This is a genomic window from Amycolatopsis sp. CFH S0740 (genome assembly GCF_004522315.1).
Taxonomy (GTDB): Bacteria; Actinomycetota; Actinomycetes; order Mycobacteriales; family Pseudonocardiaceae; genus Amycolatopsis; species Amycolatopsis nivea.
On the sequence record NZ_SDLS01000001.1, the window covers coordinates 388,517 to 402,905 of the forward strand.

The 14,389-nt window shown below is 69.9% G+C and carries 9 protein-coding genes and 1 pseudogene; 7 read left to right on the forward strand and 3 right to left on the reverse strand.

What is annotated here, in order from left to right:
- The first annotated feature begins 319 nt into the window (after nucleotides 1–319).
- Nucleotides 320–2,578: a glycoside hydrolase family 15 protein gene (locus EIZ45_RS01900; RefSeq protein WP_167756316.1), complete on the forward strand. Its 2,259-nt coding sequence runs from the start codon at nucleotides 320–322 to the stop codon at nucleotides 2,576–2,578.
- Nucleotides 2,579–2,600: 22 nt separating this feature from the next.
- On the opposite strand, the pseudogene EIZ45_RS46405 reads toward EIZ45_RS01900, so the two are convergent.
- A pseudogene (locus EIZ45_RS46405) lies at nucleotides 2,601–3,422 on the reverse strand (DMT family transporter); the annotation flags it as partial.
- Nucleotides 3,423–3,458: 36 nt separating this feature from the next.
- Between EIZ45_RS46405 and EIZ45_RS01910 the strand changes: the two are divergent.
- Nucleotides 3,459–4,019, forward strand: coding sequence for a TetR/AcrR family transcriptional regulator (locus tag EIZ45_RS01910; protein WP_134661539.1), 561 nt, complete (start codon nucleotides 3,459–3,461; stop codon nucleotides 4,017–4,019).
- A gap of 4 nt (nucleotides 4,020–4,023) precedes the next feature.
- Here the strand turns inward: EIZ45_RS01910 and EIZ45_RS01915 are convergent, their stop codons facing one another.
- Nucleotides 4,024–4,587 (reverse strand): ABATE domain-containing protein, encoded by a 564-nt coding sequence (locus EIZ45_RS01915; RefSeq protein WP_134661538.1) that lies wholly within the window; start codon nucleotides 4,585–4,587, stop codon nucleotides 4,024–4,026.
- Between the two features lie 104 nt (nucleotides 4,588–4,691).
- On the opposite strand from EIZ45_RS01915, the gene EIZ45_RS01920 reads away from it, so the two are divergent.
- Both EIZ45_RS01920 and EIZ45_RS01925 read left to right on the forward strand, forming a co-directional pair.
- On the forward strand, nucleotides 4,692–5,600 hold the full coding sequence (locus EIZ45_RS01920; protein WP_134661537.1) for a pyridoxamine 5'-phosphate oxidase family protein: 909 nt from the start codon (nucleotides 4,692–4,694) through the stop codon (nucleotides 5,598–5,600).
- A gap of 13 nt (nucleotides 5,601–5,613) precedes the next feature.
- Complete coding sequence (locus tag EIZ45_RS01925) at nucleotides 5,614–6,075, forward strand: nuclear transport factor 2 family protein (RefSeq protein WP_134661536.1); 462 nt, start codon at nucleotides 5,614–5,616, stop codon at nucleotides 6,073–6,075.
- Nucleotides 6,076–6,166: 91 nt separating this feature from the next.
- On the opposite strand, the gene EIZ45_RS01930 is transcribed toward EIZ45_RS01925, so the two are convergent.
- Nucleotides 6,167–7,558, reverse strand: coding sequence for an amino acid permease (locus EIZ45_RS01930; protein WP_134661535.1), 1,392 nt, complete (start codon nucleotides 7,556–7,558; stop codon nucleotides 6,167–6,169).
- A gap of 391 nt (nucleotides 7,559–7,949) precedes the next feature.
- Between EIZ45_RS01930 and EIZ45_RS01935 the strand changes: the two genes are divergently transcribed.
- The 3 genes from EIZ45_RS01935 to ligD all read left to right on the forward strand — a co-directional run bounded on the left by EIZ45_RS01935 (nucleotide 7,950) and on the right by ligD (nucleotide 14,364).
- The gene (locus EIZ45_RS01935; RefSeq protein ID WP_134661534.1) at nucleotides 7,950–10,931 is read left to right on the forward strand and encodes an arabinosyltransferase domain-containing protein; all 2,982 of its coding nucleotides are present in this window, start codon (nucleotides 7,950–7,952) and stop codon (nucleotides 10,929–10,931) included.
- Between the two features lie 286 nt (nucleotides 10,932–11,217).
- Complete coding sequence (locus EIZ45_RS01940) at nucleotides 11,218–13,320, forward strand: DUF6541 family protein (RefSeq protein ID WP_134661533.1); 2,103 nt, start codon at nucleotides 11,218–11,220, stop codon at nucleotides 13,318–13,320.
- 102 nt (nucleotides 13,321–13,422) lie between these two features.
- Nucleotides 13,423–14,364 carry a non-homologous end-joining DNA ligase gene (gene ligD, locus EIZ45_RS01945; protein WP_134661532.1) on the forward strand — a complete coding sequence of 314 codons (942 nt, stop codon included), beginning with the start codon at nucleotides 13,423–13,425 and terminating at the stop codon, nucleotides 14,362–14,364.
- Nucleotides 14,365–14,389 lie beyond the last annotated feature (25 nt).

Sequence of the window (14,389 nt, forward strand, 5' to 3'; positions counted from 1 at the left end):
GAACAACCGTTCAGTGCTGAATAAATGCGTGTCTCGCGCGCGTCTTCCTTGGTCTTGACGGGGTAAGGCAGCACTGCAGGGCGAAGCTGCGGAAACGGGCTGGGCGAAGGGTGGCTCCGGTCATGGTGACGGCTCCTCAGGTCGGTGCGGACCCGGACCTGGGCACCGCTTCGGGAACTAGGAGACCATCCGGGTACGACAGTTTTCGGGGCTTCTCGATCACTCCATCGGGTGGGACTCTCGGCGGCAGGGAGAGGACCGGAGGGTTCCCACCGTTCGGCTGTTGTTCCGAGGGGGGCGGCCGGGCAGCATGAGCGGCATGGTCGGTGGGAAGTGGGGACGGGCGGCGGCGGTGGTCGCGGTCGTGGGGATTTCGGTGGTGGGGCAGGGGATCGCGCCTGCGGGAGCCGGGGCGAAGTCCGGTGCGGCGGTGCAGAACAGCGCGCAGCCGCCGGGGGATTGCTGTGGTGGGCCGTCATCGTGGACAACTGGGGACAAAACGGCCCTCGGGACGGCGGCGGGGACGGCCAGTCCGTTGTGGTTCACCGTCGCGGGAGGGGTCACGTCGGAGGTGTTCTATCCGCGTGCGGACGTGGCCAACATGCAGGATATGCAGTACGTGGTCACGGACGGGAAGTCCTTTGTGGACCTCGAACGCGACGCGACGGAGCATGTCGTTTCGATGCCGGACGAGAAGGCGCTCGAGTACACAGTCACGAACACCGCGAAGAGCGGGCGTTATCGCATCACCACGACGTACGTCACCGACGCTGGGCGGCCGACTCTTCTTACCCGCACGCGGTTTCAGTCGCTTGACGGTGGTCAGTATCAGGTCTACCTGCTCGCGAATCCCTCCATGGCGGGCGGTGCGGCGAATGACACGGCGGCGTGGGACGGCACTGGGCTGACGGCTAGCGGGACAGAGGAGTTGTTCGGGGCTACGACGACGGTGGCGTCGGCGTTGCGGGCATCGACCGGATTCATCGCGCACGACAACGGATATTCCGGCGCCGCGAGTGATTGCCTGGTAGACTTGCGGGCACATCGAACTCTTGCGAATCACTTCGATTCCACTGATCACGGCAATGTAGTCCAATGTGGACAGATCCCGGTCGGGCAGGACACGACGTTCTCGGTCGCGCTCGGCTACGGGAGCGACGCCCAGGGCGCGGCGGCGGCCGCGGACGGGTCGCTGGCGAGTGGATTCGGCAATCTGGAACAGGCGTATCGGCGCGGGTGGGAGGAGTATGTCGGCAGCCTGAAGGCGGCGCCGGGCAGTGTGGCGGGCGACGAGCGGCAGCGCAGGGCGTATTACGTCGCGCTGATGGCGTTGCACGCGGCGGAGGACAAGGCGCATCGCGGCGCGAGCGTCGCGGGGCTGGCCACGCCGTGGGGCGACGTCGTGAACGGCGACGTGCTCAACGACGGGTACCACCGCGTGTGGGGCCGGGACCTGTACCAGCAGGCGACCGGGCTGCTCGTGGCGGGCGACGCGGCGCAGGCGAAGCGGATGGCGCAGTTCCTGTGGTCCTCGCAGTGGATTTCCGCGCCCACCCAGGGCGACGGGACGACGTACCCGGCCGGCGCGTTTCCGCGGTACAGCCCGGTGAGCGGGGTCCAGGGGGCCACGCCGCAGCAGCTCGGCTGTTGCGAGCAGCTCGACCAGGATTCCGACGCGATCGTCCTCGCCTGGATGACCGGGCTCACCGACGCGGCCACGTACGCGCGGGTCAAGGTCACGGCGGAGCACATCCGCACGAGCGGGCCCGCGACGACCGAGCGGTGGGAGGAGCAGTACGGGCGGTCGCCGTCGTCGATCGCGGCGGAGGTGGCCGGGCTCGTGACGGCCGGGGCGATCGCGCGGGCGAACGGCGACACCGCGGCGGCGCAGCAGTGGGAGTCCACTGCGGACTCGTGGCGCGCGCAGCTCGACGGCTGGACGCGCACGACCGCCGGGTACTGGGGCGGCCACACGTATTACGAGCGGATCGACAAGGGAACCGACCCGAACGACACCGGGCAGATCTGTTTCGACGAAGGCTGCTTCTACGAGCACGACGTGGTCGACTTCGGGTTCCTCGACCTCGTCCGGCTCGGGCTTCGCGGACCGGCCGATCCCGAGGTCGCCGAGTCGCTGGCCCCGACGGCGGCGGCCCGCGACGGCAACGCGCCGATGCAGGTCACGACCCCGAACGGCGACATCTACTTCCACCGCTACCCGCACGACAACTACGGCGAGAGCACCACGGCGTGCACCGGCTGGCCGGCGAACGGGCCGCAGCGGTTCGGGCGGCTCTGGCCGGTCCTGTCCGGCGAGCGCGGCGAGTACGAGCTGGCCAACGGGCGTTCGGCGGCGGTGTACCTCAAGTCGATGGCGGACGCGGCCAACGACGGGTACTTCATTCCCGAGCAGGTGTGGGATCGCGCCGACGTCGCGTGCTTCGGGCTGGGCCGGCCGACCGGGAGCGCGGCGCCGTTGATGTGGGCGGAAGGCCAGTACCTCCGGCTCGCGCAGAACATCGACGCGGGGAAGAACCTGGAGACTCCGGAGGTGGTCCGGCAACGCTACGGCGGCTGACCCGGCCGTTCGCGACGACGGCGGCGACCAGGGCCAAGCCGAGGCCCACGCCGGTCAGCACGGTGAACGGTTCGCCGAACAACACCGTGCCCCACACCGACGTGACCGGCGCGATCAGGAACATCAGGCTGTTCACCGCGGTCATGCCAATCCGCCCGACGAGCAGCCAGTACAACCCGTACCCGCCGAAGGTCGCCAGCACGATCAACCACGCGAGGGCGAACCAGAAGTGTCCGGACGCGGGCGGCACCGCGTTCCCGGTCGCCAGCGCGAGGACGGTGAACACGACCGCCGAAGTGGCGCAATGGACGGCCAGCGCGCGCAACGGGGGAGCAGGAACGCGAGCTCGGCGTTCGAGCACGGTGGAGGCGACTAGCCCGAGCATCCCGGCGAACGGGATCAGGTACGCCCAGGCCGGGGCGTGCGAAGCGGCGTCCGACCAGCTGACCAGGACCACCCCGACGAGACCCAGTGCGAGCCCGATCCATTGCCGTCCGGTCGCCGCGACGCCGAGAAGCGGACCGGCGAGCGCGGCGGCCACGAGCGGTTGCACGCCGTCGATGAGCGCGGTGGTGCCGGTGCTGACGCCTTCGCCGATCGCCCAGTAGACGGTGAGCAGATAACCCGACTGGGACAGCAAGCCGATCAGGACATGCCTGCCCAGTTCGCGCATCGAACCGGGGCGCAGAAAAGGTGTCAGCAGCAGCGCCAGCGGCAGGAACCGCCACATCAGCACGGTCGGCACGGACGCGTCGGCCGCGCCGAGCTTCGCGCCGATGAACCCGGACGACCAGCACGCCACGAACAGGACCGCCGCTCCGACTATACCGATCTGTTTACCCATGCCGCCGGACTATACAGATCGGTATACACTGGGGCCATGGCCATCGACTGGACCCCGAAAGCGCAGGCGGTGCTGACCGCCGCGTCGGAGCTGTTCTACGAACGCGGCATCCACGCGGTCGGCGTCGACGTCATCGCGGCGAAGGCGGGCGTCACGAAGAAGACGCTCTACGACCGGTTCGGCTCGAAGGACCGGCTGGTCGTGGAGTACTTGTCCGCCCGGGACGCGCGCTGGCGGGAGTTCCTGGGCGAGTGGCTGGAGAAGGCCGGAACAACGCCGCGGGACCGGCTGGTGGCGGTGTTCGACGCGTCCGAGGCGTGGGCGAAGAAATACGGCGGCAAAGGCTGCAGCATGATCAACGCGCACGCGGAGATCAGCGATCCGGCGCATCCGGCGTACGCGGTGATGACCGAGAGCAAACGGTGGCTGCTGGGCGTCCTCGTCGAAGTGGCCGAATCGGCGCGTGTTCCGGAGCCGCGCAAGGTGGCCGAGCAGATCATGCTGCTGCACGAAGGCGCGATCGTGATGGCGGGCATGCAGGTCGGCGAGAACGTCTTCGCGCGCGCCGCGGAAACGGCGGTGGTGCTGCTGGGCTGAGCCGTCAGCGCGTCGATCGGATCTTCTCGTAATGCCGTGCGGCGCGCGCTCGGTTGCCGCAGGCGACGGAGCACCATTCGCGGCGCGGATGCGTCTTCATGAAGTAGAGCACGCAACCCGGCGCGTAACAGGCGCGCAGCTTGGCGGCATCCGGTCCGCCGAGCAGCGCGATCGATTCTCGTGCCACGCGGGCTAATCCGGTGACGACCGGCGAAGTGCCGCGCGAGGAGCTTTCCTGCAGTTTCCCGGACGTGAAGGTCAATTGGGGGACTGGCAAGTGGGTCACGAGTTCGTTGAGGTCGCCGAGTGCGGTGTCCAGGTCGACGGTGGGGGACTGCCGGTCGTCGGCGGTCACCTGCGCGGCGAGGCGGCGGACGGCATCGCGCAGCCGGCGAGCCAGCGCGAGTTCGGAGGCGGACGACTGCCGCGAACCTCGATCGAGGCCGACATCGTCGAGCCACGCGTCGAGGTCTTCGCGGGTGCGGAGGTCGTCGTGGAGCCCGCTCGTGTCGGCCCAGACGGTCGCCATCAGGCGGACCGGCACGACCTCGTCCGGCAGCATGCCCATGGCCGAGAACGTATCACGGATGGAATGGGTTGCATCCGTGAGAAGCGGCTGCTAGAACTTCTCACGGAACCTCACGGCGCAACCCGTGAGAAAGAGAGGGTGCGATGAGCCACGCGATCCGGCAGGCGTTCCACTCCGGCGAGCTCGCCGTCCAGCGGGAGGCGGGAGTCGAACGCCAGGCCGCGCGGCTGTCCCGGATGGCTGAACCGGCCGGGATTTCCGCGGGAATGGCGGGGTTTCTGGCCGAGCGGACGTTCCTGGTCCTGACCGGACGCGCCGTGGACGGACGGTTGTGGACGTCGCCGGTCACCGGCCCGCCCGGGTTCTTGGAAACCAGGTCGGCGACCACGCTCGCGATCCACCGCGCGCTGCCGGAGGGCGATCCGTTGCACGGGCTTCCGGCGGGGCAGTTGCTCGGCATGACCAGCGTCGAGTTCGCGACCCGCCGCCGGGTCCGGATCAACGGCACTCTCTCGACCGCCGCGAAAGACCACCTGATCGTGGAGGTCGAGCAGGCGTACGGCAATTGCCCGCAGTACATCCAGCAGCGGGTCCTCACGCACGACGTCGAGCCGGCGCCGGCGGCGGAACGCGCCGAGCTGAGTGCTGACGACACCCGGCTGATCCAGGAAGCGGACACGTTCTTCCTCGGCACCGTCCACCCCGTGCACGGCGCGGACGCGTCCCATCGCGGCGGCGCGCCCGGATTCGTCCGCGTCGAGGGAAATGCCGTGCGGTGGCCCGATTATCCGGGAAACAACCTCTTCAACAGTCTCGGCAACATCGCCGCGAACCCGGAAGCCGCGCTGCTCTTCTTCGACTTCGCCACCGGCCGCATCCTCCAGGTCTCCGGCGCCGCCGAGATCGAATGGGGCGAAGCGGGCCGCTCGGGCGACGACGGCTACACCGGCCGGATCGTCCGGTTCGCGGTGCAGCGCGTGGTTGGCGGCCGTCCGGTCGCCCGACAGGTCGCGCACGCGCCGTACCCGCGCAATCCTCAGCTCATCAAGTGAAAGGACCCCTGTCATGACCGAATCGCGGCCCCCGTTCCCGCCGTTCGACCTCGCTGCCGCCCTGCAGAAAGTCCAGGCCGCCGAGGACGCGTGGAACACGCGGGACCCGGAGAAGGTCTCGCTCGCGTACACGCCGGATTCCGTGTGGCGCAACCGCGACGCGCACGTGGTCGGCCGTGCCGCGATCGTCGAGTTCCTGACCGCGAAGTGGGAGCGCGAGCGGGATTACGCGCTGCGCAAGGGACTGTGGGGCTTCCGCGAGAACCGCATCGCGGTCCGGTTCCAGTACGAGAGCCGCGACGCGGACGGGCAATGGTGGCGCAGCTACGGCAACGAGTTGTGGGAGTTCGCCGAGAACGGCCTCATGAGCAGGCGCGAGGCGTCGATCAACGACCGGCGGATCGAGGAGTCCGAGCGGCGGATCTTCGGGCCGCGGCCGGAAGCCGAGCGCGGGGTCGACTTCCCGTTGTGGTGAAGGAAAAGAACCCGGCCGTCCTTCCGGTGGGTATCGGAAGGACGGCCGGGCCGGTGCCGCGTTCGCGGGGATGGGGGAACGCGGGCTCCGCTCAGGCGCCGGTGCGCGCCTGCCGTTTGCGGGACACGAGCCGCCAGCCGACCGCGAGCACCACGACGATCGCCGGGATCGAGTAGAACGCGATCTTCTCGGCTCCGTCGGAGAATCCCATCAGCACCACGACCAGCACGAGGAATCCGAGCGTGGCCCAGCCGGTGTAGGGCGCGCCGGGCATGCGGTAGCTCGGCCGCTCCAGTTCGCCGCGCAACGCCGCCTGGCGCATCCGCATCTGGGAGAACACCAGGGTCGCCCAGGTCGCGACGACGCCGAGGGAGGCGATCGCGGTGGCGATGTCGAACGCCTTCGAGGGCACGATGTAGTTCAGCACCACGCCGAGCACGTAGGCCACCGACGTGAAGAGAATCCCGCCGTAGGGCACGTGCCGGGAGTTCATCTTGCCGACGAACTTCGGCGCTTCGCCCTCGTCGGCGAGCGCGCGGAGGATGCGGCCGGTGGAGTACAGGCCCGAGTTGCACGAGGAGAGCGCGGCGGTGAGGACGACGGCGTTCATCACGTCGCCGATGCCGCCGATGCCCAGGCGCGAGAACACCGTGACGAACGGGCTTTCGCCGCCGTTGTAGAACGGCCACGGCATCAGCATCGCCAGCAGCAGCACCGAACCGACGTAGAAGACGCCGATCCGCCACACGACGCCGTTGATCGCCTTGGGCAGCACCTTGCGCGCGTCCTTGGTCTCGCCGGCCGCGATGCCGACGACCTCGATCGCGGAGTAGGCGAACACGACCGCCTGCAGCGTCATCAGCGCGATGCCGACGCCCGCCGGGAAGAACCCGCCGTGGTCGGTGAGGTTGTGCACGCCGGCGGTGGTGCCGCCGATGTTCGCGCCGGTGAACACGAGCCCGAGCGCGGTCACCAGGAACACGATGATCGCGAGGACCTTGACGACGGAGAACCAGAACTCCAGTTCCCCGAACAGCTTCACGCTCAGCAGGTTGACCGCCATGAGCACGCCGAGCGCGACGAGCGCGGTGATCCACTGCGGGACGTCCGGCAGCCACTTGTGCACGTAGATCGCGACCGCGGTGATCTCCGCGATCCCGGTCATCGCCCAGTTCAGCCAGTACATCCAGCCGGAGACGAACCCGGCCCACGGGCCGATGAACTCGCGGGCGTAGGTCACGAAACTGCCGGAGCTGGGCCGGTGCATGACGAGTTCGCCGAGCGCCCGCATCACGAAGTAGGCCGCGATGCCGCACAGCGCGTAGGAAAGGACCAGCGACGGTCCCGCTTCGTGGAGCCGCCCGCCCGCGCCGAGGAAGAGCCCGACCCCGATCGCCCCGCCGATCGCGATCATCTGCACCTGGCGGTTGCCCAGTGCTTTCGTGTAGTTGTCGCCCTCTTTGGCGACCACTGTGGATTCCATGGTTGCGTGACGCTAGCGGTAGCGGACCGCGTGACGCAGCACACCTAGGCTGGACTTAAGGTGTGCTCCAGATCACCGTGGAGGAACCGGGCAAACCGGGCAGGACCCGTTTGACTTCCGGAAATCCCGCTGGAGCTGCGCGGATGTCCACGGTGGACGGTCCGGCGGGAGACTTTCGGGTAACCCGGGGCGTCCTCGAGGGTATTCGGGCCGGAAAGCGCGCGGCAGTCGCTCGAACGGGCGACGACGGGGCGCGGCGGCTGCTCCACAGTGGACAGAAGCCCCGGTTGCTCCTGGGCCCGGGAGCCCCGAGACCGGCCTCACATGCGACGACGCGGCGGCGCCGGGCCGCTTCACGGCGGAGATACGCCGGAACACTAAACTCCGCGCCGTGCCGACCCCAGATTCCGACGCCGCCGCAAGCGGGCAAGCCGGCCATCGTTGGCTCATCATCGGGCTCGGGCTCGTCTGCGCGCTGACCGCGGTGCTGTTCACCGTCGCACCGGTGAACACTGAGACAACGACATACCGCTGGGACGGCGCGCAGGACACCGCGCTGCCGTTGTACCCGTACCACCCGGCCAGACTCGACGCGACTGTCCGATGCGCCGAGCCGAACGGGCTGCTGTTCGCGACCACTCCGCCGAAAGGCAAGCAGGGCGCGGAGCCTCTCGCGGGCGGGCTGGAGATCCGGGCGGTCGACGGCACGGTCCGAGCAGAACTCGGTGGCACAGAACTGTTTCACCGCCCCGCCGGTGCCGATTGCCAGTTGACGGTGCACGCGGACGGCGAAGGCACCACTGTCGGCACCGCCAAGACGACGGGCCGTCCGAACGTCGCCGGGCTGTACACCGAGCACCCCGGCGCGGTGTCCGCGCAGATCGAACCCGACACCCGGTGGGTCAGCACGCCAAGCGCGGCGAAGATCGCGCTCGGCGTGGTGTCGCTGCTCGCGCTGCTCGGCATGATCGTGCTGCTGATCCGGCGCGACCGGAGCGCCGCCCGCCGGGTCCGGCTGCTTCCCCGGCGGGCGTGGGTGCCGCGGCCGGCGGACCTCGTCGTGACCGGCGTGCTCGGAGTCTGGTCCGTCGTCGGCGCGCTCACCGTGGACGACGGATACATCTCGACGATGCTGCGCGCTCGCGAGACGAGCGGGTTCACCGGCAATTACTTCCGCTGGTTCAACGCGCCGGAAGCGCCGTGGGGCTGGTACTACGAGCTGTACGCGCTTCTCGGCCGCGTCACGCCGGCCATGGTGTGGATGCGGCTGCCGTCGGTGCTGCTGGGGCTGGCGTCCTGGTTCCTGATCGATCGCGTGGTGCTGCCGCGGCTGGTGAACCGGCCGACGAGGTGGACCCGCTGGGCGACCGCGGCCCTTTTCCTGGCCTGGTACGTGGCCTTCGACGTCGGGCTGCGGCCGGAGCCGTGGATCGTGTTCGGCTCGCTGGCGGTGTTCGCGCTGGTCGAGCGCGCCGTGGCGACCAGTGCGGTGACACCGGTCGCGATCGGGCTGGTGGTCGCCGGCGCCACCGCGACGACGAACCCGCTCGGGATCGCGGCGTTCCTGCCGTTCATCGCCGGGGTGCGTCCTCTTTTCCGCTTGGTGCGCAGGCGCGGCGACCTGCGCGTGCTCGGCGCGGTCGCGGTGGTGGTCGGCGCCGGTGCCAGCGCGCTCCTGACCGCGTTCTACGACCAGCCGCTGACCGCCGTGCTGGAGTCGACCGCTGTCCGGCAGAAGATCGGGCCGGATCTGCCGTGGCAGAGCGAAATCAACCGGTACGTCACGTTGCTCGATCCGTCGGTGGTCGAGGGTGCGCTGAACCGCCGGGTGCCGGTGCTGCTGATGCTTCTGGCGATGGCCCTGCTGGCTGTGCTGCTGATCTGGCGCCGCGCCCCGGGACTGGCTGTCGGGCCTGCCCGCCGCATGGCTGTCATCAGTGTCCTGTGCCTGGTCGTGCTCGCGTTCACGCCGACGAAGTGGACGCACCATTTCGGTGCGCTGGCCGGATTCGGCACGGTGATGATCGCGATGCTGGTGCACACCGTCGCACGCGGAGCGCTGTCCTCGGTGTGGGCACGGGCGACGGCGCTGGGCCTGGTCGCGGTGACGACCTGGCTGGCCTGGTCCGCGCCGAACTGGTGGTGGATGCAGTCCGACTACGACGTCCGGTGGGGCGACACCGTCCCCACTGTGAAGGGAGTGCGGCTGGCGGATCTGGCCCTCTGGGCTGGGCTGGCGGTCGCGCTCGCCGGTGTGGTCGCCGGTGCTTGGCAGACCGCGAAACGCCGGGACGGAGCGAGCCGGGCACCGCGCTGGCTGCCGAGGTCGAGCTGGGTGATCGTCGCGGTGGCGGCCGCGACGGTGGCGGTCGAAGTGGTCGGGCAGGCGCAAGCGGTGAAGGTGCGCTGGGGCACCTACTCCGTCGGCCGGTCGAATCTGGCTTCGCTGGGCCTCGCCGCCAGTGCCGGCAAGGCCGGGAACTCGTGCGGCGTCGAGGATTGGCTGGACGTCGAGCCGGACATCGGCGCGGGCGTGCTCAAAGCGTCCTCTCCGGCCTCGGCGGAAGGGTTCGCGACGAACACCGGGTTCCCGCCGGACACCGCGCCGCCGGCCCCGTTCGGCAGCGACCCGGAGCACCCGGCATGGAGTTCGCACGGGTCGCCCTCGCGCACTGGCACGCTCGTCAGCGGGTGGTACGACCTGCCTGCCGACGTCGGGTCGCCGGATTCGCCGCCAGTGGTGATTTCCCGCGCCGCGCACGGGAAAGCGCAGGTTTCGGTGGAGTTCGCGAAGGCGGACGGGACCGTGCTGGCGACGATGAAGGCCAAAGAGGACAACAGCGGGAAGTGGCTCGACGCGCGCTTCGATCCCCGCTGGCAGGCCCCGGGGGCGCAACGGGTCCGGGTCGTCGCGCGGGACGAGGACCCGAGTGCGGCGGGCTGGGTCGCGGTCACCGCGCCCCGGATTCCGCGCCTGACGCCGCTGACGAACGTCATCCCCGTCGGCGAGCCGGTGACATTGGACTGGACCAACGCGTTCGTCCTGCCGTGCCGCACCCCGGCCTCGCTGGCGGACGGCATCGTGCAGCCGGTCCGCTACCGGTTCGCGCCCGGCCAGGACGCGCAGTCGCTGGTCGGCGTTTCCTACGCCGCGGACGCCGGGGGCCCGTACGTGCCGTTGTACGCCGACGCCAAGGCGACCGAAGTGCCGACGTACCTTCGCGGCGACAAAGTGCGGGAGCCGGTCGCGGTGTTCCGGTACGACTACCCGGTACCGATGCGGGGACTGTCCGTCGAACACGGCACCCGCTCGACATCCGGGCTGGCGAAGCAGACTGCCGTGCTCGACGCGACGCGCGGCGGAAGCGGGTAGACCCGCGGCCTGAAGACGGCCGGAGCACCGCGATTCCGGAGCCGGGGACGGGCGGGACGCGGGCGCCCGCGGGCCCGCCCCGCCGTCGATCGACTTCTGCCGGGCCGGTCCCGGGATCGCGGGGTCGGTGTCGTATTCTCGGCGGCGGCGGGAAGGCAGCACGTCGAAATCGAAGGCATATCGGAAGTTCCGTCTTCGATGCGCGACCGGCGGCCCCAGTCTTCAGTACAGATGCAGTTCCCAGTGGAATCCAACGAGTTCTTCACGAGATTGGGTGGTCTTCGCCGTGAGTCTGCTTTTGTACCCGCTGGCGGGGCTGGCCGTTCTCGCCGTGCCGGGGCTTCTGGTGCAACTCGCCGCCGGCGTCCGGGACAAACTGTGGCTCGCCGCGCTGACCGCGCCGGTCAGCATCGGCGTCTACGGCCTGGCCGGGCTGGCGTCCGGCATTCCCGGGCTGTCCTTCGGGATTCCGCTCGCGCTCGCGGTGACCCTGCTGCTGTCCGCGATCGTCTTCGGCATCGCGTGGCTGCGCCGCGGCCGCACCGAGCCCGCGCCGGTCGAGGAGCCGGACACCTCGCTGCTGCCCGCGCTGACCGGCCGGTGGCTGCTGGCGGCCAAGCTGGGCGCCGCGGTGCTGGTGCTGGGCGGCATCGCGCTCGCCTTGCAGCAATGGCACGGCGGCCTCGGCTCCTGGGACACGTACCCGCAGGAACACGACACGATCATCCACATGGTGCTGGTGGCCTACATCAGCGACACCGGCCGGGCCGCGCCGTGGGACCTCCTGCCGATCGACGTGCTCACCGGGCAGCCGGTGTCGTTCTACCCGTCCGGGCTGCCGCTGCCCGCGGCGCTCTCGGGCCAGCTGACCGGCGGGCCGATCACCGGCTTCAACGTGATGAACGCCCTGATCACCGGGCCGGTGTTCGTGCTCGGCTCGGCGGCGCTCGCGGCCGCGGCGTTCCGCAGGCTGCGCGCCGGATCGGGCTGGACCGCCCTCGCCGGCGGGGTCGCCGCGCTGGTCGCGGCCGGGCTCTACCGGCCGGGCGTGCAGCTCCTGCACGACGGCGGGATCGCGCCGAACGCGGCCGCGATGAGCATGGCTCCCGGCGTGATCGCGGCGCTGATCTCGGTGGGCGGGCTCCGCGGATGGGGACCGGGCTCGCGCTGGCTGCGGGCGTTCGTGCTGGGCCTCGGGGTGGCCGGGGTGTTCTCGGTCCACCCGAGCGTGGCCGCCACCGTCGGCCTCAGCGTCGTGGTGTTCTGGATCGTCGAGGCGTTCACGAAGCGGGGCCGGGAAATCCTGCGCGGGCAGTGGCCGGTCCTGCTGGCGGCGGGACTGGTGGCCGCGCTCGCCTCGGCGACCACGCTGCTGGGCTCGGCGAGCCAGGCCACGCGCACCGGGACCTGGTCGCCGGACATCCCGCCGGGCCGGTTCGGCGATGCGCTGTCGACCAACCTCAAGCTCACCTACGGCGGCTATTTCGATCCGCACGGCATCTTCTCCCAGCTCAGCGCGGGTGTGCTCGCGCTGGCCGGGGTGCTGGTCGTCGTGGTGCTCCGCCGCGCGTGGGGCGTCGCCGCGATGTGGCTGGCCTGGCTGGCGATCGTCGTCGATTTCAAGGTGCACCCGTGGTCGGGCATCGGCTCGATGGTCGGATCGCCGTTCTACAAATCGTATGTGCGCATTCAGTCGCACATTTCCCTGTTCATTCCGGTGCTGGCGGCTATCGCGGTCGTATTCGTGGCGGTCGGAATCATTCGCTTGGCGGGGATGCCGAAGAACGCGGCGGCGTTCAGTCGCGTCCGCCGGTTCGCCGGTCCGGTTTCCGCCGCGTTGCTCGCGGTCATGATGGCCGGATATGTCGTCTACGCCGCGGTGCCCTACGAACACCGCAACGCCGAGGTGATCGCGAGCCGCTACGCGAAGCCGGAGTTCACCCGGGTCAACGACGACGACAAGCGGGCGGCGAAGTTCGTCGAGGAGCACATCAAGCCCGGCGAACGGCTGATGAACAGCGCCAACGACGGCTCGACCTACGCCTACGTCGAGGACCGGGTGCCGGTGGTCAACGTGGTCACGCTCGGCTCGGCCCTCGAGCCGGTGACCTACGAGCTGCTGCGTTCGTTCCGCGACTATCCGACCGACCCGAACATCCGGAAAACCGTGTTGTCGCTCAACATCGGCTACGTCTACGTGGACAGCACAGCGCCGACCATGGGCGCGGGACCCGGTTCGCCGAACAGCTGGTACACCGCGCCGACGTTCGAGCTGGCTCCGGGCCTGCAGAACCTGGACGGCCTTCCCGGCCTCTCGGTGGCGTTCCGGTCGGGCACGGTCACGGTGTACAAACTGGATCGCTCCGTGCTGGCTGCGTTGCCGAATTGACCGATCCGGCGGCGAACTGCCGGTTGCGCGGCGGGCAGGCGTTTCACCCTCGTGCCGTTCGGCCGCTGACGCGCAGGGCCGTTTCCGGATACGGTCAGTGGCATGGCTAAGGGCGAGGCCGTCGAGCTCGAGGTGGGGGACCGGACGGTCCGGGTGTCCAACCCGGACCGGGTCTACTTCCCGGCGCGCGGCGAGACGAAGCTCGATCTCGTCCGCTACTACCTGTCGGTCGGCGACGGGATCGTGCGCGCGCTGCGGGAACGGCCGTGCATGCTGCACCGGTTCCCGTCCGGGGTGGCCGGCGAGAAGGTGCACCAGAAGCGGGTGCCGAACGGTGCGCCGCCGTGGCTGGAGACGGTGCGGGTGCAGTTCCCGCGGTACCACCGGCACGCCGACGAGCTGTGCGTGACCGAGCTGGCGCACGTCGCGTGGGCGGTGCAGATGTCCACTGTGGAGTTCCATCCGTGGAATTCCCGCCGCGCGGACACCGAGCGGCCCGACGAATGGCGGATCGACCTCGACCCGATGCCGGACTGCGGATTCGACACGGTCCGCCGGGTCGCGCACGTCGCCGAGGAGATCCTCGCCGAACTGGACATCCGCGGCTGGCCCAAGACGTCCGGCGGCAGCGGGATGCACATCTACGTGCGGATCGAACCGCGCTGGGGGTTCGCCGACGTCCGCCGGGCCGCGCTGGCGTTCGCGCGCGAGGTCGAGCGGCGGGCTCCGGACGAGGTCACCACCACCTGGTGGCGCAAGGACCGCGACCCGAAGAAGCTGTTCGTGGACTACAACCAGAACGCCCGGGACCACACGATCGCCAGCGCCTATTCGGTGCGCGGGGTGCCCGAGGCGCTGGTGTCGACGCCGATTCGCTGGGACGAGGTCGACGACGTCGACCCGCACGACTGCACGATCGCGACCGTGCCCGCGCGGTTCGCCGAACTCGGCGACCTGCACGCGGGGATCGACGACGTGGCGTACTCGCTCGAGCCGTTGCTGGAGTGGGCCGACCGGGACGGGTTGGAGGCAGAGGACTCCTGAGCGAAGTCAATCGGGCGCCTGGCGT